This window comes from Clostridium drakei (assembly GCF_000633595.2).
Lineage (GTDB): Bacteria > Bacillota > Clostridia > Clostridiales > Clostridiaceae > Clostridium_AM > Clostridium_AM drakei.
The window spans coordinates 43,804-68,559 of the sequence record NZ_JIBU02000021.1 but is presented as its reverse complement, the minus strand read 5'-3'; the positions used below and the strand labels follow the sequence as shown (position 1 = coordinate 68,559).

The window sequence follows — 24,756 nt, the reverse complement described above, 5'->3', positions numbered from 1 at the left end:
CCCCTTATTCTACTCCTACATAGTTCATAATAATTTGCAAGGCTTCGTCATAACTGCCACACTTCATTATTTTTTCAGACATTTCTTTTGCCTTATCTGCTTGTCCAGCCCTTTTTAAAGCTCTACTTGCTATTCCAATCAAATTAAATATATTTCCATTCTCACCTACTAATTTACATGCAGGCTTATCCATTTATTTTTCCTCCAATATTATTTCTTCGAATACATTTGTTTCTGTATCAAAAATTATCCCTCTTGCTATACTCCTACTGCAAGCACAATTAATTACTACAGTATTTCCAAGCCTATCTACACCAAACTCCTCATGTATATGACCACAAAAGAAAACTGAAGGATTTTTATGCAATATCATTTTTCTTATAGACCTGCTACCATAATTATGCCCACTGTACCCCTTATCCAGACACTTGTAAGGTGGCTGATGTGAAACTATGAACTTTTCTTTTACTTCTCCAAGTGCCTGTAAAGCAATCTCTAACTCTTTTTCAGTACCTTCTCTATCTGTTTCATAGAGATTATTACTCAACATTTCAAAAGGAATAGATGCATCTTCCATACCTACTTTATATACATTAGTTAAGTAATTCATATCTGTTCCATCTGGTAAAAACACATCATGATTGCCTAATATATAGTAAATCCTCTTATTTAGAATTTTTGATATCATATATTTAAAACATGAATAATCATCACTTTGAAAGGTTCTTAACTCCTTAATTGATGACCATTTATAATCCTTAGCAATATCTCCACAGAAAATTACAACATCTATATCAATTCTACTATTTGCAAAGTCTATTATTTTTTGTAGCTCTCCAAAGTTACCATGTATATCAGAAGTTGAAAATATCTTCATAAAATTTTTCACCTACTTATACTTGTTTTATTGCCTCTCTAGATAACCTAAAACTAAATTATTTTTACATTTTGTTCCTTATAGCTTTTCACTATTGAAACTCTGCTCAAAGGCTTTAAGTAAATATTTAATTTCTAAATTATTCCTCTATACCCTTGAATTATAGTATCAAAGTAATATGCATTAGGCATACAGTCAGGCTTTTTACTATTTAGTATATACACCATTCCATCTAATAACTTACCTGAATCAAGACGTACCGTAATTGTTTCTTTACGATATAAATTATTTTTAACGCCTTCATATACGTCAAGAGCTGACTCATCTATATCATTAATACTCCAATTACTACTGGTACTTTTGAACTCTTACAAGGTACTATAGTTGCTATGCCTTTAAATCTCAATTGATAATCTTTTATAAATCCTGTACCTATTAGAATACTATCCTTGCAACGTTTCTTCATTTGTACTAAATTGCAATTACTTCCAAAAGCAATGTAGATTTTGCCCATTAGTTATCTTCCTTTCCTAAAAATATTCAGACTTTAAATTTAAACTCAATGTTTTTATTAAAAAGTACATCCTTCAAGAACCTTATTCTTAAATGCACAATCTCCCTCCATAAATTTAATTAAATGATGTCTAGCTGTTTTGAATTCTTCCCCAATCATACCGATGTTAAGTAACCAAATACGCATACTCCATCGCTCATTAATTGTAGATTTTTGTTTACAAGAAGCTCTGCTTTGATTTAATGATTGTGCTGTTAACAATAAACAAAACTGTACATATGATTTTATTACCCCAGAATGCAAAGTTCCATTAAAAATGCGAAACTCTATACATTTCATCCTTCCACTTAGCAAATTGTGCAAATTAAGTATCCTATATCTAGATTTATGATATTTGTTGCTTCTATATCCTTGATATCCAGCTTTTTGAGTATCAAATCCATACCAAATGTCAGCAAATTCCTTTAGTGTCTTTGGCTTAACCTTGTTCAGTTTTTTTATAAAGTCATCACTCAATAATTCACAAAAACGTTTTCTGTTATTGTGTACTTGGATTGCTCTCTCCAATAGATTCTGCTTTGAATAAACCATGTTACACAATATCCTCAGATTATTAGGATTATTTTCAAAAAATTTTGCTCCGATATGTATATGCACCCCAGTATCATTATTCGCTTTGGCCCCACTTTTTCTTAACTTTCGTACTAATTTCTGTAATATTTCCATGTCTTGCTTATAGTATAGAATTGGCGTTACAAGTTCAACCTTGTAATAATCACTTGCTTGTACTACTATACCATCTATCTTTTTTTCTGGTGTCACACTACCATCTCTTACAACTTTCCAAATACGTTGTTGAAAATCTTCTATTTCATAAGTATCATATTTGTCTCCCGAATGAAAATAAGAAGTTTTGAAAAAATCGCTAACTATTTCTGCAGCTTTTGCTCGTTTGATAAAGCTGAATTCGATTTCTACCCCAAAGGATAATTCTCTCCAATTACAAGGCACCTCAATGTTTACCTCCTTTGCTCCACAAATACAAATTTTTAAAGCACCCTTAAAAATTAGTGATAAAAGCTTTAAAAACTGTTCTTATGTGTAATACCGTACTTTGGGGTAAGAAATCAAGTACTTTTTATATTTTCAAACAAAATTATAATGGAATTCTTTATATTAAGAACTGATTAATTATAATTAACATTGATAGATATGAAAGAATGTACTTATATTATATAAATACTTTCTAAGGACCTTTATCCGTATCAATAATGGTTATGTTTTTAAATTGACTTATTCTATAGAATCAGCTTCTACCCATATATTCTAAGTAACATCCGCATCAGAATTAAATCTTAACTTCAGTCAATCTTACAATTCTTCTATATTAGTATTACTTTTAGCTATCTCTTTTACTAAAAATTACTCCTATTTAATAATATTTTATTTGTAGCTTATACTGTAAAATAAAAAACTTACTTACTATATTCTGAAATTTTTCACAGCACAGCAACTGAAATTATAAAATATTAGCACCTTAAAGTATAACTCTCTAAAATTAAGCTTTCTGTACACTAAAATGCTTTTATTAGGTTACTGTTTTCTATTATTTGTTCACTCAATTGCTTGAAATGCCCGAATCGCTTGCTTCGAGTATTGTCCTCTATTTAACTTTCCTAAATAATCTTCACAAAAAAATAAAACCAGAGCTTCTACACCCTAGTTATTAAACATTATAATAATTTTCCGTTCTTAACATTTAGAAATATAATTAAAAATAAAACTCCAAGACTATACCCCAGAGCTTACTTAACTATTCTTTAACTTTATAAATACTACTTCGCTACAGTTTTTGCATACCAATATTAAAGTTCCGTCATCACAACTCTTAAATTCATATCTTTCAATCGGCTTATCTGTTTTTATCTCTTCTACATTACCGCACTTGCAAATTAACTTCATACTAACTCCACCTAGCAAAATGCTTATTTAATCTATTATAGCATAGTTTTTTGTTACAACTAACTTAACTGGAATTAATTTGGCAGCAATTCACTTAGACATTACAATTAATATCTTTTAACTTATTAATAAAAAATTTATGTTGTAATTTTAATTTCTTACCTTTGAACTGTCTGAAATGCTTGAAGTTTTCATAATACCCATACTATAGAAATTATTCTCTTATAACTAAGTCATCATCAATAATAGTCCATCCATATGATTGTTCACAAGCATATCCTATTTTTTCAAATGGATCATTCCTATTCACAAAATCACAATACAAGTGGGGATACATATAATATTCATCTCCATTATAATCATAATCAATAATGTTATCAAATGGTAAGTATCCTATTTCTGCTACTCTAATTGTTTCAATTGTAAATTTGTCACCATCTAAACCTTCATACTGTTTTACTCTTATATCCTTAACTCCAATAATTACCTGTAGCCCATTATGATAAAAATTATAAACTTCTGCTTTAAAGTACCCCATAAAATCTTTTTCAAGCAAAGCATTTTCTGGATAATCAGTATCATCAATAGATCGAATCAATACTTCAGATTCATTAAATTTTCTCATTGGACTATGCAATCTTTCATTTAATTCATCTCTATCTTTACACCCATATGCCTTTAGAAAATCATTATGCATTCTCTTCTTTAAAGTTATATTTCTTCTTATACTATTAACTTTTTTATTTCTCTTTTCTGTCAAGTTAATTCCAAAATATGCAAAAAGTAAATCTTGATATTCTGCATACAACTTACATTCAATTATAGAATTTGTCCATATGCTAACTGTCATAAAACCATTATTTTTTGCATACTCTTCAAAATCGTCAATTTGCTTTTTAGACAATGGACATGATATAACCAGGGTATACAAATCTGGTATCTCTGTATTTTTATCTAAAAAATCATCTATAATTTTATGCAATTGTGCTTTGGTAATTTTTGAGTACCTTTTACATTGAAAGTAATAAGTTTTATTTTTTCCATTTTCCAGCTCTTCTACAGCTCTTATATCAATTCCATCATCAGAACCCTTTTTACCAAGGTGATCTAATTTTAACCACCTTCTCATGCGATAAACTATTGATAATATCAACTCTTCAAATCGAATAGGGTCTAAATCCTCAAAATGCAATTGATTAATAGTTTTTGTAACCATAAATCCTCCTATCCTAATTCAATGACAACTTATATGCACATATGATTTTATGCTAAAATCTTTATATATAAACTATTATTGTTACCATATCTATGTTTCTTACTGTATATATTTCTTCTAATAAACATTAATTAAGTTTTTAATGCTATAGAACCAAATTCATTATGTTACAAACAAATTGTAAATCATTATCGTAATAACCACCTTTTATATATTGTTTTTATAACGTTTCAATTTTACCAACACATTATTTTTCTACCAATTTAGTAAAATTTTGAGATATTTGCAATTTCATTTCTTCTGAATTTATACTAAGGAGCTCCCCTAGAAGCATATAAACTTTAGTTAATTTATCAAAAGTATATTTTTTCCCATCAACCTTTGTAAAAGGGCCATCACTTTCAATTAGTAAATTCTCTTTTGGGATACACTTGATAATTTTACTTCCTTTATAAGAGTTAATCATATTTGCATTAATAGAAAAATAAGTCCCTAGTTTTAAAAATTTTTCCAACCAAAACTCATCACCACTATACCAATGTAATGCTACTTTCTTATTTTTATGCTGACTCAAAATGTTATAAAGTGATTCTTCTGCTTTTTTACAATGCACAGACATAACTTTATCTATGCATTTAGTACAAATAAAATCAAATATCTCCATTTGCTTTTCTTTCTTGGAGCAAAACTTTGATGAAAAATCTAGCCCAACCTCTCCAATATACTTAGTTCTTTTCAAATTTCTCAAAAACGTATTTTTACTAAAGGGAACATCGTTAACACACTGCGGATTGTAACCAAGTGCAAATTGTACATACTTAGTTACTGGATACATGTCCATGCAAGATTCAAATATCTCTGGTTGGTTTGTAACACATAATGTGTGCTGACACAATTTATTTATATTATTATATATTTGTGAGTGATTGGGATAAAAATCTAAATGAAAATGCATATCTATCAACTTACTCATTTTTGAAACCTGCCTTAATATATTCTAATAACTCCATATCATTCAACTTTGCTTGATGCTCTATCATTTCTTTTATTTCTTCCATAGATTTAATATAAACCCTCGCAAAGTGTTTTATATCTTCTATATTTAAGCCACCTAAATTAATCATCTTATTCACATAATAATCAATACTTCCATTTTTCAAGTATTCATGAAGAGCGAATAATACTGCTTTTAAATCTTTGGTTCTGCCATTATTTGGATCTGAGAATTTACTGTTTTTAATAAATGTAGTACTAATTTTATAGTCTTTTATAAAAGTATCAAGATACTCATCATCTATTTCAATATTATTTAGTGAAGCTCTTCGTATTAAACACGGGAAGCAATAACCACAATTTCTGGGTCTGCCTGGAACACCTTTTGCTCCACGCATAGGATGTGAGCAAGAAATAGTTCTACCAGCCCCCTGTATGAATGCATTAGATTTCTTTACCATATCAACAATCTCGCCTTTTGTTTTTAAAGAAAAGAAATTTTCTATCTTATGTCTAATACCTAGTTTTCGTAAAATTCCATTATAGTGATTCAAAAAATATATATGAGTTGTCCTTGTACTGCAGCTACCTAACCGACTTGGAGTCAATGGCAAGTTCAAGCCGATAAATCCATTTTCAGGTATATACACTGGAATTTCATTTCCTATTAAAGAGGCCGTTGCCAATGCTGCCGCAAGGAATAAAAAGGATCGACTTCTGCTAGTATCTTCTCTGAATTTCTTCTTAATACTCTCATCAACATTTCTTGGATACCCTGAATCAGTGTAAAATACAATTTCATCAATATTTCTTTCCGGGTATTCATTTTTAATTAATTTAAATAATTCTTTTATTCTCTTTCTGAGTGCATAATATTCCCTGCAACCAACAAAACAAATGTTTTTACTATCCTCTAACAATTTAATTGCTCCTGAGAACGAGTCCAATCCCCCTGAAAATAAAGCTACACCATCAAAATTATTTTTGATAATAGAATATTTTTTTTCATAATTACAATTACGATACTGTTGCTCTGTTCTACGAAAATATAATTTCCAGCTATCTCCACTCAAAAAATGCAATGTTTTCTCAAGTTCATCTTTAACTGTTATCCATTTATTTATATCTATAACTGGAATTGAAACTTCTAAAGTTCTTGTCCAATTATCATATGTCTCTCCTGAATAGATACCTGATCGCGGAATTCTTTTATCAACCGCATATACAGTTGCAGCTACTACTAATAAATCTTCATATACAGATTCTAATTTTGCCTTTGCAAACCTTCTCCATATTTCTTCAAAGTTTGTTTTTAGATTTGATTTTGTTCCATCATCCAGCATATCAAATCTGATTGCTTCATTAAAATCATTTGAAGGATTTTCTGTGACAGTTTTATTAATCCAAATTTTCATATCCATCCCCCATAATTCTTAAAGTATTAAAACATGCTCTACAAACGGACACTACATAATTCTGCCCCTCTTTACCCAAATAATCTAGTTTAAGTGTTTCTCCCAGTACAACATCTGTAACAATTTTATTTTCAATTATCTTACTTACATCGTCCATAATTCGATCATAGTCATTAGCCAATTCTGATTTTGACAAAATCTTTTCAGCAAAGCAAACTTCAAAGTTCTTTATTGCAAATTCAATCAAAAAATTGATTAAAAATTCATCACTTGATATTTTTCTAAAATCTTCAAAGTTATCAACTTCTAAATTCTTAAAAGTTTCAGATAGACTATCCCTTATAATTTGCATATCTATTGTAGAAAAATCCCTAGCAAAATAATCAAGAATCCCTTTATAAAGTTCATTCCCTGATTTATTTAAAAGTGAATCTAATCCTAATGATTGAGCCGTAGTACTTATTCCATTTTCACTAATAGAATCTAAAAAATTCATTACCCTACCAGCAACTATAGAAATATTACTATTGGCTAGATGGGTTGACATATATGCATCTGCATACTTTGAGATTGCCTCCTTGGTTCCTTCACTTCCTTTTGAAGTTCCTAACATTCTAGTTACTGCACCTTTAGCTTGTTTCCATTGTGCATTTTTAGGTGGAATATACCCCTTTGATGTTCCCATATTTATCCCCTTTCAACTATCCTTTAGTTGTTGTTACGGTTGAAGAATCATTTCCTTCATGCTTGCAAATAATCATAAGTACATCTTCACTAATCCCTTTTTCTCTAAATATTTGAATCACATCTTCAAATTCGCTTGGATTCACACGATACATTGCATTTAAAGAAATTACACTAACTGGCGTAATATCGATTGGTTTAATCCTTTTAATACAATCTTTTATTTCTACCCTGTAATCTGGATAATTGATATACACATATTGTATTTTATCTAATACAGTTATTTCATCTTGAAATTTTTCAATCATAGCATCTAATACTTTTGTATATTTTATAGCTGAATTATCTTTTAATTCCTTGATTAGCTTACTAAATGCTGTTGCTCTTTTTCCTTGAACTATTTTGTTGAATATTTCAAGCTCTGACTTGCTTAATGAATCAGAAATACTAACATTTATATCTAAAGATTCCCTTGTTAAATAGAAATATTTAGACAAATCTTTTTTATATACATCTACAGGGTCTGATTTCAACCATTTGATTATCTTTTTATCTGACCATTTACGATACTCCTCTGGAAAATCTTTATTGTTACATGCAATATCCGTTAATATTTTTAATTCGCTTATATCTACTTGAGCTTTATTTTTTGTGATAGTCCATTTATATAATTCTTTAAATAATCTATCATCGATATATTCTAAAGCCATAAGTTTTGCTAAAATTGAATAGTCAAAAGATTTATCTGCTTTATAATATATTTCAGCTAAGTTTTTCCTTATCAGAAATGTATTTAAAAATCGTTTTGCTTGACGCGGATTACCTTTGAGTGTACTTGAAATCACTTCACTTGTGCCTGAAATTATTTTAAAAATATTTTCAAACTCCTCCACACTATCATCTCTAAAAAGTTCTTTATCATACTTATCAAAACAATTCTTGATAAAATCAAGATCTATTTTTATTCCATTAATAAAAACTGACTTTTCCTTAACCTTATTTAATAAAACACTTAATTGATTTTCTACTTTGATTTTCTTGTCATCATCTTTTGTACTTGCCTTAAAAAACAACTCACAAATTAGCAACAATAAGTAATTTTTAATATCTGTTTCTGATAACTCTGGAATATTAATTGGCAATTGTATTATTTTTTCAATGTAATTATCTGAAAATCTAATAGTATCTTCACTTATTTTAGGATACTTTTTTTCAACAGAGTATTTTATAACTTGTGTATCAATTGCAATTATAAATGTTGTTCTTGGAACTGATAAAAATAATTTTACTGCTTCGAGTGTTTCAATTACTCTGTCTGGAGTACATCGATCCAAATCATCTATCATTACTACTAAATTATTAATTTCCGACTTCTTAATTAATCCTTCAAATTCTTTTCTAAATAATCGAATATTTTCTACAGTAGTATTATCATCGCTTTTTTTTTCTTTCCAAACTTTTTTTAAATCTTCAATTAGTTCTTTACGTTTATCTCCTGTAAGATACTGTGCTGCAGTGATTGTAGCCACAGCTGGATTAATATAACTCATAACTAAAGGTACTCCATGCTTGATTGCTGTTGATCCCAATCTTATTAAATCAATTCTCTTTATTAAATTCTTAACTTCCTCTTTTAATTTCTCGAAAGAAGGCTGATTATCTAACAATGCCCTCAATAAACTTTCCATAATAGCACTTTTAGCATCATCATAGCCTTCAAACATCCAAGAATTCAAAGAGATACATACAATCTTCTCATGTGTTGGATCTATTTGTTTAATATTTTCATCTACAAGCTTTAATAATGTTGATTTTCCAACACCCCAACTACCTAATAATCCTATTGTAAGTGGATTAAGTCGTTCATTCGATGCTATATTAGTTATTAATTCCGCAAAAGGACTATACGCCAATAAATCAACTTCTGATTCTCTATCTAACCACATGCATTATTACCTCCCTATTCACAATTAGCTATTTTTCATTGTATCTTATATTTAAGATGTTTTACTTTTGTAATTATATAAAGTTCATAGTTTGCTCATTTCTAAATCCAGTTCTCTTAATCTAAAAAGATTTTTTATTAAATTAGCTATTTATTTGCTATTAATCATTGTATTTCTTTCAAAAATATGTTTAATATATAATATTCTACAAAATATTGGTTATACCTCCTTGAATTCTATAGTACCCCAATAATTTTTACTTTTAACGCCTTCATTATTTCATATTTTTATTTTTGTTTCACTCTCTTCTAATTGCTTAAATTCAAAAATAATATCATTGTTTTTCTTCTTCACTATATAATTCTATGTTGTCACTTTCTACAATTGTTGCAAAATAAATTTTATATGTTCCAATTAAAATTGTATAATTGTTATATTACTCTTTTACTTCTTTAAAGATATCATATATTTTTATAACCAATTCCTTTTTTGTACTAGAGCCATAAAATTTTTTATACAAACTCTTGTTACATCAAAGAAAAGTAAGCTATTTTTTAAACTTTTCTTAAAGGCATAAATTTCTATAAAAAAATTCAGAACTTCTTCATACTAAAAGAGAGTTCTGAATCCACTTTTACAGCTTAATAAAATATTTTTCATGCTTGATTTCTTCCATATTCAAGACTTTATCAATCATCATCAAAAAATGGCTTGAATCAATAAATTCAACTACCAAATAAGAACTGCAGGCAAATAATTTAGTTCCATCCTTTGATGTAGCATATCTTGTATATTTATATCCAATTGCTATCTCCCACTTTGGATTATTGTCTCTATAAATTACTACAATAAACCTATCATCCCCATTGTTGCTTAGTACCCTGTTTTTAAATAGGATTGGAATTAATGCATTTAACTTAAATTCAAAAGACAACTCATCTGTAACTTCAGCAGAAAATATGCTGATCCCATTAAAAAAGCTAGAGTTGCTATAATACTTGAATTCCTTTATAAACTCATAAAGCCCAGGGTGTCTTAACGAAGTATTAAAAAAGAAACATTTATAAGAAGTATCCTCAATTTCTTCAAGACCATTAAACTGTTTTTTCTTGACTAGATTCATTAGTTCGCCATCTTTATATGCCTTAAGCTTGTTATAGAAAAGAGAAAATATTAGTCTGGACCAGTTTTCATCTGTATACATAGAATTTGCTATAGCCAAAATTTCAGCATTTTTTAAAAGCTTTAGATCAACATTCAACAATTGTATATTTGACTCACCAGATATTTTGGTATCTGCCATATTTATCACTCCTGTTTTCATTAATCACTATTTTATTACTGCAATTTCTTATTTATCATAGTTTGAATTAAAGGTATAACTCCAGCGCAGCTGTCCAAAAAATCATTAACATATTGCTTTTCCGCTGGATCTGCATCTGGACTTTCAATAACATATCTCAAGTACTCCAATTCAGTATCTAAGTATTGAATTTCTTTTCTTAAAATTTCAGCAATAAAACAACCAATAAATATTAGTCCAGCCCCACAATCTTTTACTTTAAGATTTTCATTTTTCTTCGCTGCAGGGAATAAACTCAATACCCCTTTTGCTATCTTTCTATCACAAGTACTGTTTCTAAACTTATTTAATCCTTCTTCAATATCTCCACTATCAATTAAATCTATTGCTTCACCAAATTTCTTTTCTAGATTTTTAGATGTATAACAGATTAATGCTTGTACAGAATTAAGATATCTTTTATACTCCTCATCATCTGCTTTATTTTTTGTTCTAAAAAGCTCTCTAGTCATCTTGGAATATATTCCCTTATTATATTTCCTTACTAATTCAAAATACATTCCTACCTTAATCTTAGAATTAGGATCATCTACATACTTTAAGCTTTCAAAGTATAAAACAATTTCTTTTAAAGCTTCTAGCTTGTGCTGATCCAGTTCACTGCCTTGTCCATTTTTTATTTTGTTGCTCAGCAAAGAACAATTTGAATAGACTCTTTTAAAAATTGTCACTGCAATCACCTCTTTTTATTATTCAACTCATAATAATTGAGCATAATTATATATAAAATTTATTTTATTGCTCCAATTTTTCTTTACTATCTTCACTTATTTCCATAAACTTCTTCTTTAGAATATCTTCGTCTTCCAATTCTTCCAGAAGCTCTTTCAATTTTAATTCATTCATATTACCATTAAGATATCTATAAATTATTGCTTTTTCATACACATATCTGCTGTCACTACTTTCAAAAATCCCTATTATATGCTCTAATTTTTCTGTTTTCAAAGCTGATAGCTTTTTTCTTACCTCCAATATTGTAAGAGATTTTAAATATTTAAGCTCTTCAAAACACTCCAGAAGATTCATATTTCCTTGTTGCCGGCCTTCTGGAATTAATCTGAATACCCCTTTAACAAATATTTCATTCATTACAAATGAACCTGTTCCAATCCTAAACTGAAGTTCTGCCTTCTCAACTTCTCCATTCATAAGTATATCTATAGTGTCCTTACCTAACTTTTTTTCCAAGTTACCTAGTGTATAAGACGCCATTGCTCTGACAGAATGCACTGAAACGTTAAATCTTTTAGCTGTAGTTTCATAATTGTAACCTGTTTCTATAAGTATCCTCATCCTACTCTTAGATTCAGCTCTAGTCACCCATCTTAAACTAACAACATATTCTAAAATTTCATTCAACAAACTGAACTTTCTATGCCAAAGAAGCCTTGTTCCTATTAAATCTATCATCTCTCTTGCATATTCAATATTTTCTTCATCAGATTGCATTTCGTTAAGCTTTTCAAGATGAATTTTCATTAGCTTAACTTCCTTTTCGTAAGCTTGCCTTAAAAAGTCATCGTCTTTTTTTCTTGAATGATATTCTCTAATATCATTTCTTAACTGTTCAAGATACCCATTAGATAAAGTACTGCCATCACCGTTCTCTAAATAAAGCTTTACAGTGTCATAAGCCCTGCTAATTTTCTTTGAAATCAACATTTCTCATCAACTCCTCTCATAAATAAATCAAATGGATAAGATTCATGCCAAATCATATTATATAAACATAATTCAATTGTTTGTTAAATCAACTATCTTAAAATCATGATTTAAAAATCAAAAATCATAGTTCTTAAAACTTACTGTCCCTTATTTCTAAGAATTTTAAAGTTTAATCTCAAAATAGATACTTTATTTTTAAAAACTATAGCTACATTAAGTTTATAAATCATAGTTTTAGAGTTACTTACTTATTTTACTGCTATGACTATTATATTTTTGACTCCATAAAAAACTCTATCATCAAGTATTTTTTTTAAAATATCTATAATTGTTCTATATTGACTTAATAGTCTTTTCAAAAATTAATATAGTCAACACTTTCCAAATAAATCTTATATAAAAATCAAGCAAATGGCTATAAATCAACATAATTGAAATTATTTATTCATCATTATAAACTTGCTAAGATATAAATTATGTTTGCCTAAGCGCATTTATTAAACATCCTTATCATTTATAAAAATGCATTAACAGTTTCATGACATTATATCTATTCTTATAAAACTTCTTTAAAAATGATAAGATTGAAGTATCTATATTTACAAATAGGCTGATACCACTACTTATACATAATTGCTGATTTATAAAAACTGTACTAAAATACTCTCTCATCCTAGATATTTTTATAAAGTATCCATAAAAATTAAAGTTATTTAAAGTATTCTTATAAAAGTATTGGAATATTACTAACCGCATCTAATCAATTTTATAAAGATGCTAATATAATCACTGTTTAACAATACGAATTTATAAAAATATTAGTTTTGAGAATTCTGATTCTTGGTTCTTTTATAAAATTATAAAGATAGCTAATTTTAAAATGATAATAAATTTATAAAGATACATTAAATCAAAATAAAAAATTACTGAGAATATCCCTAAAAATTCTCAGTAATTTTATAAAAACAAAAATACAGTTAAATTATCATATAAGCCTTTTGTAAAGGTTTTTTATTTAGTGACCCGGTAAATGCCTCCCAATATCCTTGAATAGCCATGAAAGCCTGTTTGAAAGAAATTTGGCCATCAAAAACAACCTGATATTAATAATGTTTATTCTCATACCAAATATAACCAAATGTATTTAAAATCTACTTCACTTGGATGCAAATAATCATCCTCAAATTCTTTTTCATTTTCAAATTCTTTTTCTGGTAGATAAATACACGATTCCAATTTATTTTTATACCCCTCTAAAGCATAAGTGTACTTATACATAGCCTCAATATAAAAGTCTTCAATGCATCTGTATTCTCCTGCAATTTTATATTCAACATTATACATAGTTACATTTGCTGCTCTTATAAACCTATTGTCATGCTTGAAATATATAAAATCAATTTCATAACTAGAGCACTTGCAAAAATCCATGCAGTAAATCTCTCCACCAGTAACAACCTTGTGTCTTACTTCACTAACAACTGGCACTGCAAAAGGAATACCATATACATAAGACTCTTCATTCTTACCTTCTTTAGTCAAAACCTCTAAATATTCTTTTACTGGAGCTGAATATTCCCCTACAGATATTATATTATTCAGCCATTTTTCAGCCTGCTTTTTAGTGACATAGACTTCTCTAGCCAATTTTCCCAAGCTTCCTAGGACATAATTAAATATTGTTACTTGAAATAACTCCATTTCTATTTTCCTTTCTTAAATTTAATTTTTGTTTTTAAGAATCCCTTTTACTATAAAATCAAGGTGATTTAGATCTTGATACAATATTTTTATATATGCACCCCATTTCAATATAAAATACATAAACCACAATAAATTCAACAGTATCAAACATTATCTTAACTTTCCTAAATCTTCTACATAGTAGCCTTTTTCATCACTGTAGTAGTGTGCTTTTACATTATTATCAGATATTTTAATACTTCCTAATGTTCCAGTATTAAAAGCTCCACAATCAATTAAAAACCTGTTATCAAATCTTAAAACTTTAGGTTCATCAATAAAAAAGTCTATCTTTTTTGTTATTGTGTGTCCTGCAACAAAAACTGTACTATACTCTTTAAGATTGTCGTTAAAAATAAATTCTTCATGTCTTGACCACAAATAATCCTTTGGTTCCTGAATATTTAAAAGAGTTTTTAAATCAGCTTTGTTAGCGTCTGAATCCTTCAAAAAATAAGCATTAGCATTTACCCCTGAGTGACTAATTAAGATGTCAATGTCATCAATATAAAAATAATATGGTAACCTCTTTATAAAACATAATATTTCTCCTTGTTCTTGATCCGATAACTGATTATATGCAAATAATGTTTCCTGACCTCCGTTATCAAACCATAATTGTTTATCCCATTCTTTCTTACTTTCTAGATATTTTAGCATCATAGCTTCATGATTTCCTAATACTATCTTATATTTCTTGTTTTTAACATATTGTAATGTTTCTACCCCATGTATCCCCCTGTCTATCAAATCACCTACAAAATAAATATTATCATCTTTTACATTTTCGAGTAACTTTTTGAGTATACTTAATTGTCCATGAATATCACCAATTATTAGCATCCATACCACCTCCTTTGTATAGTCTTTTAAGATTTTCTGCAATACAAAGATGTAAAGATCACATGAAATAACAGCTATTCAAATCTTAAAATACTTAATCTTGTATCTTGCTGTGCTAACACTATAAAATATAATAAAATAAAGTTTAGCTCTAAAATTTTTAGATGTTTCATTATACCGTTAAACTAGAAAATACTGAGCCACTTATTTTCTAATTTGATACAAAATTTATGTACCTCTTAACTATTACTTTATCTTCATAATCATTCAATATTTCTATAATAATTCTTGCTTTTCTATTCCTTTTTAGCCATTCTAAAACATTAATCATCAAAGCATACTTGGGACAAAGCTCTTTAAATAAAAAAATTAAAGATGCACCTCACTCATAACTTGGAAGTACATCTCTATAATTCATACTCAATACTTATACTATTTTTGCTATTGACTTTCACTTTAACCAAATTTTCACCTACTCATATTTATTCTTTTTGTGCCTTTCTTTATGCTCTTTTATGGTTATCAACTCCAAATTTTTGCCTGAATTGTCACTGTTTAATTTCCATCTCTTTTCATGATGAATATCTTTGCTTCTTTTGATTCCCATGGCATTTAATACATCATAGTTATAGGTCATTCCTGCTATTATTGTATGAACTCTAACATTAATTCGATAAGGAATATCAAACGGTACTGCATAATAATTATTTCCACCTACAAATGTATATGAACTTGATACTTTCACATTTCCAAAATCAAGAACACCATTTTTCAATACTTCCTGCACCTCACCAGTTCTTCTGTCTCTAACTGACACTTCATTATAATATACAACCGATTGATACCTATTATTGTCTATTCTATATACATTGCCAGTATTTGTGTCTACAATAATATCCTTATCTAACCTGTGTGTAAAATAGAACCCATCTCCTAAATTTACCTTATTATAAATCAACTCTGCAACTACAGCTTTTTTATTTCCAAGTATACTTTTTACCATATCTTCTATACCATCAACGTTTATTCTTCTTAATGCCATTAAAAATTCTATATTTAACACATCTAACATTCAACTCACCTCATATCATAATTCCTTTACATTAAATTCTTTTGCCTTACTTGCTTTTACATTGCTATCATCTTAACTCTCAAATTCCTTTACCAATACATAAAATGTTTTATAATTTATCCCAAGTTCTTTTCCAGCTTCATATGCATTTATTCCTTTGTTTCTGAATTTATAATAAGTTTCCAGAAAACATTTAGGAAATTTTGATGGTCTACCTAACTTTGTAGTTAAATTCATTCTTTTGTTGATCCCCTCCTCTATTAAACAAATTAATTTATAAGCATCTACATCAAGTAGATCCATACCTCTTTTATCTTCTAAAGAAATCAACTTTATATTTTTCTTCCTGCACAATTTGAATAATGAGATAAAATCATTTATATCGCAAAATTGAGTTTTTCTACTCATTGTTACTAGGTTATCAATAGATTTTATAACAACTGTATCATTTTCCTCTAATGAATCAACAAGCTTTTCAAATTCATTATTTTCTGAAGTACCCCATTCGCTTACAAGGTCAATTAATACAATATCTGCCTTAGACATTTCTTTTATATACTCAATATCTTTTAATTTTCCTGTGCGAATATAAGCATAAATCACACTCATTCCTCCTAACAGTTTTTATAATTTTATTCTTTAAAATAAATTATTCTTTAAATTTCCCCAGTTACTTAATGCTTTATTTTGTTGTAATGATACCGTACAATCCCTTTAACATCAAGGTTTTGTGGAAAATATTTTAACTTTTTTCCAAAATATTTTCGATTAAAATCATGCGAATTTATATCCATTATTTTACTAAAAGCATTTGTACAACTTACAAAAATATACAAATGTTAAAATAAGCTTTTGAAGCCTTTTGTGACAATTTAATAGTTAGTAAAGTAAAAGTACCTGTAAATATATAAAAATCGATTTGTAAGCCTTTTTGATCGAATTTGATATCTTACATAAAAAAGTACTGTAAGATATACAAAATCTAAAAACAAAAAAATTAAGAGTCATTTTCACAAACACTTTTAAATACCTAGTGCTTCCCAAAATAGCTCTTAAAATTCCCACAGTTTTCTGTTATACATATTCTTAAATAACTCACGCACTTTCAAATAGATATACTTGTTTATAAAAAGTCCCTAAACTTATTCCTAGCTTTTCCGCAGCAACTTCACTGCTTATAGCTCTACTCCTATAGTCATGATAAACTGACATGAAGTTATCTGCATAATTAATGGTTCTAGAATTTTTGTTATTAGTATTAATATTATTTATTGTTACAGTTATAACCTTTCTTAACATTGAAATCATAGAATTGCCCGCTTTAGTTATTAGCACATCAATATTTTCATCCTCCTCTGAAATCAGCTCTACCCCTTTTTTATTACAAGTATCAATCAATTTTAACAAATCTTCTAACCCATCAAAATTTTTGGTAATCCTACAAGCATTTTCTATACTTTTAATTATAATTTTGTCACCAGATTTTACAACTTCTATCAACTTTTCGAATTCTACATTGCTTGAACTCTTTGTCTTATTTAAATTTAGCAACTCACTTATTATAATATCTGTATTTGACCTTGCTTTGAATTCCAATAATTCTTTTAAGTTGCAAACTCTTATATAGCCATAATTCATTTCCCCTCACCTCTTTCATATATCTAGTTAATTATTATCTTTTAAGTCTATAAAATTTTCTTAAATATAATTTTTCTCTTAACTTGCTAAATTTTTTTGTAATTATCTTTTTATAAAATTTTTCATTCAAAGTAGTACATAATGTATTTAATTCTAACATATAATAGTAGTATCATTGCAATTGTATTTTTGTATTGGCATGCCCACTATAATTGAATAAGGATGGTGATATTTTATGTCCTTTAAATGGTTCGATAAAATAAAGGTTACTATTTTTGTAACTCCATTTTATCCATATGCATTTATCGTTATAAAGTACAATGCATAGCCTCTAATTTTCAGGGGCGCCTCTTAAAGGTAAAGAAAAAATTAATAATAAAATATCACCACTTAATTAAGAGTAGATGTTATCTACTCTTCTTTTATAATTATCTAAAAATCCTACCATAAGGTTTAGAATATAAGCCATTGTCAATCCCTTTAAGCTGTAAATCATAAATATTATAATATCTTAAACACCAATCATTTATTTTATCAGTTATCATTTAACTTTATACAATAATATTTTCAGTTTGGTATAGTACTTTGATTTCTCTTGTCTTACAGTCTATTCTTCCATAAAATTAAATTAATAAATAATTCATACAATTTTAGATTGAAACTATATCATCTCTAACAACATTAGTATTTTTACTTACAAGCACTGCATTTCTTCATACTTTAACCAATATCTATTGATACAACTATATTATTTCTCTTTATATAGTTCAACCTCTTATATGTTGTAATGCTTGATTTTACTAAGATTCAACTTACTTTTTACTAAAATGAAATTAATAAAAACTTTTTAAATATCTATATCTAAGTTAAAAAATTTTAATATTATTAACTTCATTTTTAATAGTAACTTTACATTCATGCGTTATTTCTATTTCTGTATTTGGTGATATTATTGCTACCACTTCTGATATTTTTATATAACATGTGGCTATAACCATTCACTTACATAAGATATCTGAAAAGTTTTAATATCCTTCTAACTTATTGATGCTAAATTCACTTTATAATTGATTTTTATATACATATATTTAAAGTACCTTTTATACTACATAATAAAAACTGAAGCCTTCAATTGCCCATATCTCTCCACAAGAATTTTCATCATTTAAATCATCATTTGCTCACAACCATGATAATAAATATACTTGTCACCTAACTTGGCCAATATTATGCCATCTTCACACATAACAATATCTGACTCTTGAATATACGTAACTTCATCAATATTAGGATTTATTACTCCATAATAATATGTTTCTTTATCATCCATATATAAAATATTTTCACATTCTATATAATCAACATATTCAAAAGGAATTATTAATTCACCAGACAGATTGAAAAAACCATATTTATTATCTTTTTTAGCTGCAACTACACATTTGTGCATTTGAATATAATCATACTCTACAGGAACTACTATTTTACCTTCACTAGTTGCACATCCATATTTTTCACCTATTTCTAAAGTCAACATATTATTATAAAAATCAAAATTATATATGCAATCGTATATACAAGGCAAAATCTCCTCACCTTTCATATTTACCAAACCATACTTTCTACTAAAATAATCTTCCCCTTCATATATTATTCTAAATCTACTAGATAAAATTTCCCCTAAACTTTCAATCATCCATTTAACCTCCCTTCTTTAAAAAAATCTGTAACTTAAATTCATTCATTAAATTTTTGCTTGCCACATTCATAATTTATTTCCATAAAAAACTGTTAAATAAAAAGCTTTTTCTTTAATTTCTACAATTCTTTTCTTATCCTTAACTCAGCAGCTTTTACATACTTCATACTAATGGAAAAGAAGCCACATACTGTGACTCCCTCATTTTGTGTATTTTAATTCTATTTACCCCTTAATAAGATTCTCTTGCTATACATATACCTTATACATTTTCCCTAACATACACTTCCAAGGATTCTCGTGGTTTTCTAAGCATCAAGAATATTTCTTTTAATTTACGAAGTGTTACCACTTTAAGCCAATCTATATACGAATTATTTAAACTTCTTAAAGATATTTCATATTTGTTCCAACCAATATGAAATATCTGTATTTCAAGATCTCGCTCCTCTCCCATTTGGAATCTTGTATATCTATAAAAATCATACTTGTCCTCATAAACTCCATATTCACCATTATGATAACCATTGAATTTAACACCCATGATCATATCTTTTGCAAGACTCTTCACCTCTTTAGTCATCGAATCTTTAGGTTCTCTAAACCAAGTTGTTCTAATTGATTTAGAACAACTTTTATTTACTCGTTCGTTATAAACTTCTTCCATATACAATGTATTACCAAAGATTTCATCAAGTTCTTCCAAGGATACTGTTGATGAGTTTAAGTTATCTTTATAATCAGCAATTGTAGGTATATTATTATCTAAATACTCCTTCAGCTTTTTAATACATATGTCTGCAAACATATCTGAACTTGTATTTAGAAGATACTTAACATTCCCAGATTCATCGTATGAAATATATACTATACCCCATTTATTAGCTCCTTCAATTGCATATGTTATAATTTGTCTCATTGAAAAATCAGCAATATTTCCTTTTATTGATCTATATATCTCTACTTGACAGTCTGCTATTTCTTTAACTAAAGCATTTATTTCATCAAATGTTACATTAACATCAAATATTAAAGTGTATACAAATAAATCAATTGGTGTATATTCTGTTTCTATATTACCACATCTTTTATAACGCCTAATATTTATATACATATCGGTTAGATTTTTATATGAGAAAGGTGAACTATATCTATAAAGAGCTATTGAATACCCCCAACTTACCTTCAATATACTACGTAATAAATTTGTAAAATCTAATAGGTCAAACGGCTTTTTCAAAATCTCTACAGCTTCCTCAAACATTACATATGTTTCAGCTGAAAATTCTGCTAGTTCCTCTTCTGAGAAATCATCTCTTAACACATCACTTAAATCTTCTTCAAAACCTATATATTCTTTAAGATTAATCTTTGAATTTTTAAAATTTATCATGATTATTCCCTCTTTCTTTTATTTTCTATTAATCCATCATAAAGCATTAATGATTCCTATACCTGTATTGAATATATCTCTAAAATACTCCAAAATAAAAAGCATTTTTAATAATTTTCTTAATTTTCCCTTGAATTATTTTATAAAGGAAATAGTTTATACTGTTCCCCTTTTAACTATCTCTTTCTTAAGCATTGGTAATAATCCTTCACCTATTCCAATTACCTGACACTCATTAGTGCCAAGTTTATGAACCAAAACTATCGCTAGCAACCCATTTTTATAAACATGTATGTAGTTTTTACATTTAGCGGCTACAACACCTTCATCCTCAATGTCTAGTGCATTGTACTCTTAATTAATAATTACTTTCCCATGCTTATCCTCCAAGCCTATAAGACCTTCTTTTGCAACTACGCTTACCCCTCTTTCATAATAACTAACACTCAAATTTTCAACTTCACCTATAACTTTAAATTCCATAATTAACATCTCCTCTTTCCTTATTTTTAATATTCTTACAATTTGTCTTGATAATTTAGCTCTAGAATTTTTTTAAATGCTCAATATTACTGTACCACTTGCTTGATGTGCTTGAATTGGAGTGAATTTCCATTAAAGCTTGTACTATAAAACCTTTTTTGTGTCTTCTGGTAATAGATATAATGGAATATCAAAATTTACCCAAATATGTTCTGGCATTGGTTCATCTCCCATATTATTATGCTTATACTTGATAAAATATTTGCTCCAACCATAATATTGAACTAGTTCATCATAAAACGGATTCTTAGTATCACATATCATCATTTTCATTTTATTCTCTTTTGCTATTTCCACAAATTCTATATATCGGTTATCATTCCAATCTGCTTCTCCTCCATATACTTTGCTGCCCCAGTAAGGATGATCCCCAAAATAGAAAAAGTCACCATTATTTTTATATTCTCTTGCAAGATTAAAACAATCTGTATTAGTCACCACTATATCTTGTAGTGCGTTATTATATTCTAATAACTTTAAATATCTTTTAGGTCTTATTATATTTCTTTCAAATATATCCGCATAGAAACTCTTTCTATTCGCACGATAAGTACTAAAACAACGAATAAATGCTACTGCAGCTACTAAAGTTTTATCTAAAATTTTTAACTCTTCACTTTTTATAATTTTCTCACATAATTCAAAAAGATCCTCTGGGCTAAAGTTATTTATTAATTCCTCTATAGTCTTAATTAGTAACCTTGTTTCATGTATATCTGATAGCTTTGCAAAATAACAACAAAAATCATATTCCCATTCATTATAGATTCTCTTCTTAAAAATACCCCTTTCAAGGTTGACAAGCATTCTAGCTGCTGCCCCCGACCCTTCGATGTATGTGGATAGATTGTGCCTTCTGGCACAATCTAGAATAATGGGATTGTATATGTCAACCGCCCACATTTTACTCCCTGGGCTAATTAATGGATTTAACGCTTTTTTGCCCATATTTATGCTACCTCCCTTGATAAAAATGACTTGTCTATTTTAAAAATATATGCATATTCCTTTTCACCTTTCTTTTCAGTTGTAAAACGTACATCTACATCCTTTCTAGTAGAATACCTACATACTATTAGTCCCATTTCTTTAAAAATCTCTAATATTTCTCCCTTTTTATTTGAACTAATATCCACAAGTTCACCAGTAATATCTTCTTGTTTAAATATTTTATCATTTAGAAACTTCTTAGTAATAACCAAAGTATTTTCATCAATATAGTATCCTTTATGCATATTTCCTTTAAATTCACATTCTTGCAAGTAGATAAACTCTTCTGGATTATTTTCTTTATACATTATTATGTCATTATAAAATCCTAGTGCTTTAGCCTTAATTCCAAAAACATCTTCCTTATATTCTGTCATTGATTGTATATATGTATCTTCAATACATTCAATGATACTTTCTATTGATGTATTGATAAGTATTACATAATCATTCAAATCATCTAAGAAACTTTTAGGGTTGTTTTTTACCTCTTTATAAGGTCTTATTAATTTCTCTCCATTAGTACATTTTAAGAATGTTGTTTCTACTAAAAGAGTTCCATTTTTATAGCCTTTACACTCCCCTCTATATACTCTAAATCTCATGATTTCTAAAACACGCTTTTTTTCAATTTCCTCAAAACTTTTAACATCTTTAACTAAATTTTTAGCTTTATCTACTATATCCATATTATTTCCTTCTGGTAAATAATTATTTGTTAATACCTCAATACTCTTATTTTTCATAATTGCTTCCCCTCCATTATTTTCTTTATTTATATTTAATTTATTTTTCATAATAACTTATCCTCCTCACATTCTTTTTTCTTGTTGATTGGCTCAACTTCTATGGTTTTATTATAATATAACCCAGATTTGCCTAACTCCTTAACTTATAAAAAGTAGTGAGTTCATAAAAAAGTGGTGTATTTAGTATTCAAACTCTCAGGATTTGTTTCAGCAGTTGTATAAAAAGTGTTCTTTTTTTCACCTAAAGGCTATTAACTCTAAAAAACTGTTTTAAAATTTTTATGTAATTGCATTTTTCTTTATAAATTGAATCTAAATACCCCATCATCTTTTTAGCTGTTTTTTCTAAACTTGTCTCATAATTCAATAACAGAATATCTATTCATTAATTTTGCTTTTGCTTCATCAAAATCAGACATACTCCAAGTTTTGCTTTGTGAAGCAATCTCAGAAAACCGTTTGAAGTCTTCTTTAATATCATTTTTTACCTTAACTATAGTGACTATTTCCATTCTTTCATTAACAAATACCAAATTGATATTATCAATCGTGGAAAAGTCTTTGAATGCAGGCAGTTCATTTTCTGTCATATAATTAAGAAATCCTTCAAAATGCAATCTATCACTCATATTTATACGTAATTGTATATTTAATACTGGTATACTATCTATATTTAAAATTCCAGCTCTTATCTCAATAGTTGGTGAATATCCCAATCTTTTAATCAGTTTTGTTTGTGTTTTTATAAAAATTGTAGTTTTATATCCTGTTCCATTTATATCGACACTATCCATAACCATATATCCACATGGGATATTCTTTAAAAACTCCATTAAGTTTATTGACTCAATATTTTCTAATTTTTCTTCCTTTTTAATCATTTTCAATCTACCTCCATGATTTCTTATATTTTGTTCCTATTTTTAGGATCTAATAATTTCTAATAAATAAATTTAGCCTTACTAAGAACTTACCTCAGTATTTTCCAAAATATCTAGCAGTAAAGTATCATCAGTTTTTATTGATTTTCTAAACTCTTTAAGTTCCAAAACTCTTTTCATTATTTCTCCTAACATAAGTTCATAACCTAATTTTTAAACCATATTCATTTTTCAAAGACCCTTTGTTTTATGTTTTTCTCGCTTGCTATGTCTTTATTATAGTTGCGTTTCAATACTTACTTAATTAAATTTCTTAACTTGTCTGGAGTTGCTCTAAAAGTGTTGTTTTTTACATCCAAACTTAATCTTATTTTATAGAAAAATCCCAAAAGTGTGTTTTTATGTAATCTGTTCGTAATGACTTAAAAAATATTTAAAAATTTTGCTCTATCTTACTTTAATCCAATCGATGCAATTCTTTTCTTCCACAATCTACCCCTTTTTAAATTAGTACTTATGAAATTTTCAAAGACCATTAACTAAATTTTGTTTTCATCAATTGCTATG

General features: G+C 27.8%; 25 protein-coding genes. All 25 read right to left on the bottom strand.

The window, feature by feature from the left end; genetic code table 11:
* Positions 1 to 4: 4 nt before the first annotated feature.
* On the bottom strand, positions 5 to 193 hold the full coding sequence (locus tag EG57_RS0211445) for a hypothetical protein (protein WP_032077343.1): 189 nt from the start codon (positions 191 to 193) through the stop codon (positions 5 to 7).
* Positions 194 to 877 (bottom strand): metallophosphoesterase family protein, encoded by a 684-nt coding sequence (locus EG57_RS25445; protein ID WP_052037875.1) that lies wholly within the window; start codon positions 875 to 877, stop codon positions 194 to 196.
* A gap of 134 nt (positions 878 to 1,011) precedes the next feature.
* Positions 1,012 to 1,206, bottom strand: coding sequence for a gamma-glutamylcyclotransferase (locus tag EG57_RS27470; protein ID WP_414629346.1), 195 nt, complete (start codon positions 1,204 to 1,206; stop codon positions 1,012 to 1,014).
* Positions 1,203 to 1,391 carry a gamma-glutamylcyclotransferase family protein gene (locus EG57_RS25440; RefSeq protein WP_052037873.1) on the bottom strand — a complete coding sequence of 63 codons (189 nt, stop codon included), beginning with the start codon at positions 1,389 to 1,391 and terminating at the stop codon, positions 1,203 to 1,205. The genes EG57_RS27470 and EG57_RS25440 overlap by 4 nt, the downstream gene beginning before the upstream one ends.
* Positions 1,392 to 1,448: 57 nt before the next feature.
* The gene (locus EG57_RS0211430) at positions 1,449 to 2,402 is read right to left on the bottom strand and encodes an amidoligase family protein (protein ID WP_032077342.1); all 954 of its coding nucleotides are present in this window, start codon (positions 2,400 to 2,402) and stop codon (positions 1,449 to 1,451) included.
* 798 nt (positions 2,403 to 3,200) lie between these two features.
* A complete protein-coding gene (locus tag EG57_RS26535; protein WP_161782710.1) occupies positions 3,201 to 3,353 on the bottom strand; it encodes a hypothetical protein in 153 nt (50 codons plus the stop codon).
* A 214-nt stretch (positions 3,354 to 3,567) separates the two neighbouring features.
* On the bottom strand, positions 3,568 to 4,569 hold the full coding sequence (locus EG57_RS0211425) for a restriction endonuclease (protein WP_032077341.1): 1,002 nt from the start codon (positions 4,567 to 4,569) through the stop codon (positions 3,568 to 3,570).
* Positions 4,570 to 4,816: 247 nt separating this feature from the next.
* Positions 4,817 to 5,542 carry a TatD family hydrolase gene (locus EG57_RS0211420; protein WP_052037871.1) on the bottom strand — a complete coding sequence of 242 codons (726 nt, stop codon included), beginning with the start codon at positions 5,540 to 5,542 and terminating at the stop codon, positions 4,817 to 4,819.
* Positions 5,535 to 6,977 (bottom strand): Qat anti-phage system QueC-like protein QatC, encoded by a 1,443-nt coding sequence (gene qatC, locus EG57_RS0211415; RefSeq protein WP_032077340.1) that lies wholly within the window; start codon positions 6,975 to 6,977, stop codon positions 5,535 to 5,537. Before qatC ends, EG57_RS0211420 begins: the two co-directional genes overlap by 8 nt.
* Positions 6,961 to 7,662, bottom strand: coding sequence for a hypothetical protein (locus EG57_RS0211410; protein ID WP_032077339.1), 702 nt, complete (start codon positions 7,660 to 7,662; stop codon positions 6,961 to 6,963). Before EG57_RS0211410 ends, qatC begins: the two co-directional genes overlap by 17 nt.
* Before the next feature lie 16 nt (positions 7,663 to 7,678).
* Positions 7,679 to 9,607 carry a KAP family P-loop NTPase fold protein gene (locus tag EG57_RS0211405; protein WP_032077338.1) on the bottom strand — a complete coding sequence of 643 codons (1,929 nt, stop codon included), beginning with the start codon at positions 9,605 to 9,607 and terminating at the stop codon, positions 7,679 to 7,681.
* Positions 9,608 to 10,241: 634 nt separating this feature from the next.
* Positions 10,242 to 10,910, bottom strand: a complete 669-nt coding sequence (locus tag EG57_RS0211400; RefSeq protein ID WP_032077337.1) for a hypothetical protein — start codon at positions 10,908 to 10,910, stop codon at positions 10,242 to 10,244.
* A 35-nt stretch (positions 10,911 to 10,945) separates the two neighbouring features.
* Positions 10,946 to 11,641 (bottom strand): hypothetical protein, encoded by a 696-nt coding sequence (locus tag EG57_RS0211395; RefSeq protein ID WP_032077336.1) that lies wholly within the window; start codon positions 11,639 to 11,641, stop codon positions 10,946 to 10,948.
* A gap of 64 nt (positions 11,642 to 11,705) precedes the next feature.
* On the bottom strand, positions 11,706 to 12,635 hold the full coding sequence (locus tag EG57_RS0211390) for a hypothetical protein (protein ID WP_032077335.1): 930 nt from the start codon (positions 12,633 to 12,635) through the stop codon (positions 11,706 to 11,708).
* Positions 12,636 to 13,757: 1,122 nt separating this feature from the next.
* Positions 13,758 to 14,339, bottom strand: a complete 582-nt coding sequence (locus EG57_RS0211385) for a hypothetical protein (protein ID WP_032077334.1) — start codon at positions 14,337 to 14,339, stop codon at positions 13,758 to 13,760.
* A 153-nt stretch (positions 14,340 to 14,492) separates the two neighbouring features.
* Positions 14,493 to 15,224 (bottom strand): metallophosphoesterase, encoded by a 732-nt coding sequence (locus EG57_RS0211380; RefSeq protein ID WP_032077333.1) that lies wholly within the window; start codon positions 15,222 to 15,224, stop codon positions 14,493 to 14,495.
* Positions 15,225 to 15,696: 472 nt separating this feature from the next.
* Positions 15,697 to 16,296, bottom strand: a complete 600-nt coding sequence (locus tag EG57_RS0211375; RefSeq protein WP_032077332.1) for a hypothetical protein — start codon at positions 16,294 to 16,296, stop codon at positions 15,697 to 15,699.
* A 72-nt stretch (positions 16,297 to 16,368) separates the two neighbouring features.
* Positions 16,369 to 16,899 (bottom strand): recombinase family protein, encoded by a 531-nt coding sequence (locus EG57_RS0211370; protein WP_032077331.1) that lies wholly within the window; start codon positions 16,897 to 16,899, stop codon positions 16,369 to 16,371.
* Between the two features lie 492 nt (positions 16,900 to 17,391).
* A complete protein-coding gene (locus EG57_RS0211365) occupies positions 17,392 to 17,934 on the bottom strand; it encodes a recombinase family protein (protein ID WP_032077330.1) in 543 nt (180 codons plus the stop codon).
* Positions 17,935 to 19,099: 1,165 nt separating this feature from the next.
* Positions 19,100 to 19,630, bottom strand: a complete 531-nt coding sequence (locus EG57_RS25435; RefSeq protein ID WP_052037870.1) for a WG repeat-containing protein — start codon at positions 19,628 to 19,630, stop codon at positions 19,100 to 19,102.
* A gap of 265 nt (positions 19,631 to 19,895) precedes the next feature.
* Positions 19,896 to 21,026, bottom strand: a complete 1,131-nt coding sequence (locus EG57_RS0211355; protein ID WP_032077329.1) for a hypothetical protein — start codon at positions 21,024 to 21,026, stop codon at positions 19,896 to 19,898.
* A gap of 354 nt (positions 21,027 to 21,380) precedes the next feature.
* Entirely contained in the window at positions 21,381 to 21,509 is a 129-nt protein-coding gene (locus EG57_RS27290; RefSeq protein ID WP_278246465.1) for a hypothetical protein, read from the bottom strand.
* 144 nt (positions 21,510 to 21,653) lie between these two features.
* A complete protein-coding gene (locus tag EG57_RS0211350; protein ID WP_032077328.1) occupies positions 21,654 to 22,517 on the bottom strand; it encodes a DNA adenine methylase in 864 nt (287 codons plus the stop codon).
* A gap of 2 nt (positions 22,518 to 22,519) precedes the next feature.
* A complete protein-coding gene (locus tag EG57_RS0211345) occupies positions 22,520 to 23,356 on the bottom strand; it encodes a hypothetical protein (RefSeq protein ID WP_032077327.1) in 837 nt (278 codons plus the stop codon).
* A gap of 308 nt (positions 23,357 to 23,664) precedes the next feature.
* Entirely contained in the window at positions 23,665 to 24,189 is a 525-nt protein-coding gene (locus EG57_RS0211340) for a hypothetical protein (protein WP_032077326.1), read from the bottom strand.
* Between the last annotated feature and the right edge of the window lie 567 nt (positions 24,190 to 24,756).

What these genes read in the sequence shown, in the direction of transcription:
- EG57_RS0211445 (WP_032077343.1), bottom strand. Translation starts at nt 193, where the DNA reads ATGGATAAGCCTGCATGTAAATTAGTAGGTGAGAATGGAAATATATTT.
- EG57_RS25445 (WP_052037875.1), bottom strand. Translation starts at nt 877, where the DNA reads ATGAAGATATTTTCAACTTCTGATATACATGGTAACTTTGGAGAGCTA.
- EG57_RS25440 (WP_052037873.1), bottom strand. Translation starts at nt 1,391, where the DNA reads ATGGGCAAAATCTACATTGCTTTTGGAAGTAATTGCAATTTAGTACAA.
- EG57_RS26535 (WP_161782710.1), bottom strand. Translation starts at nt 3,353, where the DNA reads ATGAAGTTAATTTGCAAGTGCGGTAATGTAGAAGAGATAAAAACAGAT.
- EG57_RS0211425 (WP_032077341.1), bottom strand. Translation starts at nt 4,569, where the DNA reads ATGGTTACAAAAACTATTAATCAATTGCATTTTGAGGATTTAGACCCT.
- EG57_RS0211420 (WP_052037871.1), bottom strand. Translation starts at nt 5,542, where the DNA reads ATGAGTAAGTTGATAGATATGCATTTTCATTTAGATTTTTATCCCAAT.
- qatC (WP_032077340.1), bottom strand. Translation starts at nt 6,977, where the DNA reads ATGAAAATTTGGATTAATAAAACTGTCACAGAAAATCCTTCAAATGAT.
- EG57_RS0211410 (WP_032077339.1), bottom strand. Translation starts at nt 7,662, where the DNA reads ATGGGAACATCAAAGGGGTATATTCCACCTAAAAATGCACAATGGAAA.
- EG57_RS0211405 (WP_032077338.1), bottom strand. Translation starts at nt 9,607, where the DNA reads ATGTGGTTAGATAGAGAATCAGAAGTTGATTTATTGGCGTATAGTCCT.
- EG57_RS0211400 (WP_032077337.1), bottom strand. Translation starts at nt 10,910, where the DNA reads ATGGCAGATACCAAAATATCTGGTGAGTCAAATATACAATTGTTGAAT.
- EG57_RS0211390 (WP_032077335.1), bottom strand. Translation starts at nt 12,635, where the DNA reads ATGTTGATTTCAAAGAAAATTAGCAGGGCTTATGACACTGTAAAGCTT.
- EG57_RS0211385 (WP_032077334.1), bottom strand. Translation starts at nt 14,339, where the DNA reads ATGGAGTTATTTCAAGTAACAATATTTAATTATGTCCTAGGAAGCTTG.
- EG57_RS0211380 (WP_032077333.1), bottom strand. Translation starts at nt 15,224, where the DNA reads ATGCTAATAATTGGTGATATTCATGGACAATTAAGTATACTCAAAAAG.
- EG57_RS0211375 (WP_032077332.1), bottom strand. Translation starts at nt 16,296, where the DNA reads ATGTTAGATGTGTTAAATATAGAATTTTTAATGGCATTAAGAAGAATA.
- EG57_RS0211365 (WP_032077330.1), bottom strand. Translation starts at nt 17,934, where the DNA reads ATGAATTATGGCTATATAAGAGTTTGCAACTTAAAAGAATTATTGGAA.
- EG57_RS25435 (WP_052037870.1), bottom strand. Translation starts at nt 19,630, where the DNA reads ATGATTGAAAGTTTAGGGGAAATTTTATCTAGTAGATTTAGAATAATA.
- EG57_RS0211355 (WP_032077329.1), bottom strand. Translation starts at nt 21,026, where the DNA reads ATGATAAATTTTAAAAATTCAAAGATTAATCTTAAAGAATATATAGGT.
- EG57_RS27290 (WP_278246465.1), bottom strand. Translation starts at nt 21,509, where the DNA reads ATGGAATTTAAAGTTATAGGTGAAGTTGAAAATTTGAGTGTTAGTTAT.
- EG57_RS0211350 (WP_032077328.1), bottom strand. Translation starts at nt 22,517, where the DNA reads ATGGGCAAAAAAGCGTTAAATCCATTAATTAGCCCAGGGAGTAAAATG.
- EG57_RS0211345 (WP_032077327.1), bottom strand. Translation starts at nt 23,356, where the DNA reads ATGAAAAATAAATTAAATATAAATAAAGAAAATAATGGAGGGGAAGCA.
- EG57_RS0211340 (WP_032077326.1), bottom strand. Translation starts at nt 24,189, where the DNA reads ATGATTAAAAAGGAAGAAAAATTAGAAAATATTGAGTCAATAAACTTA.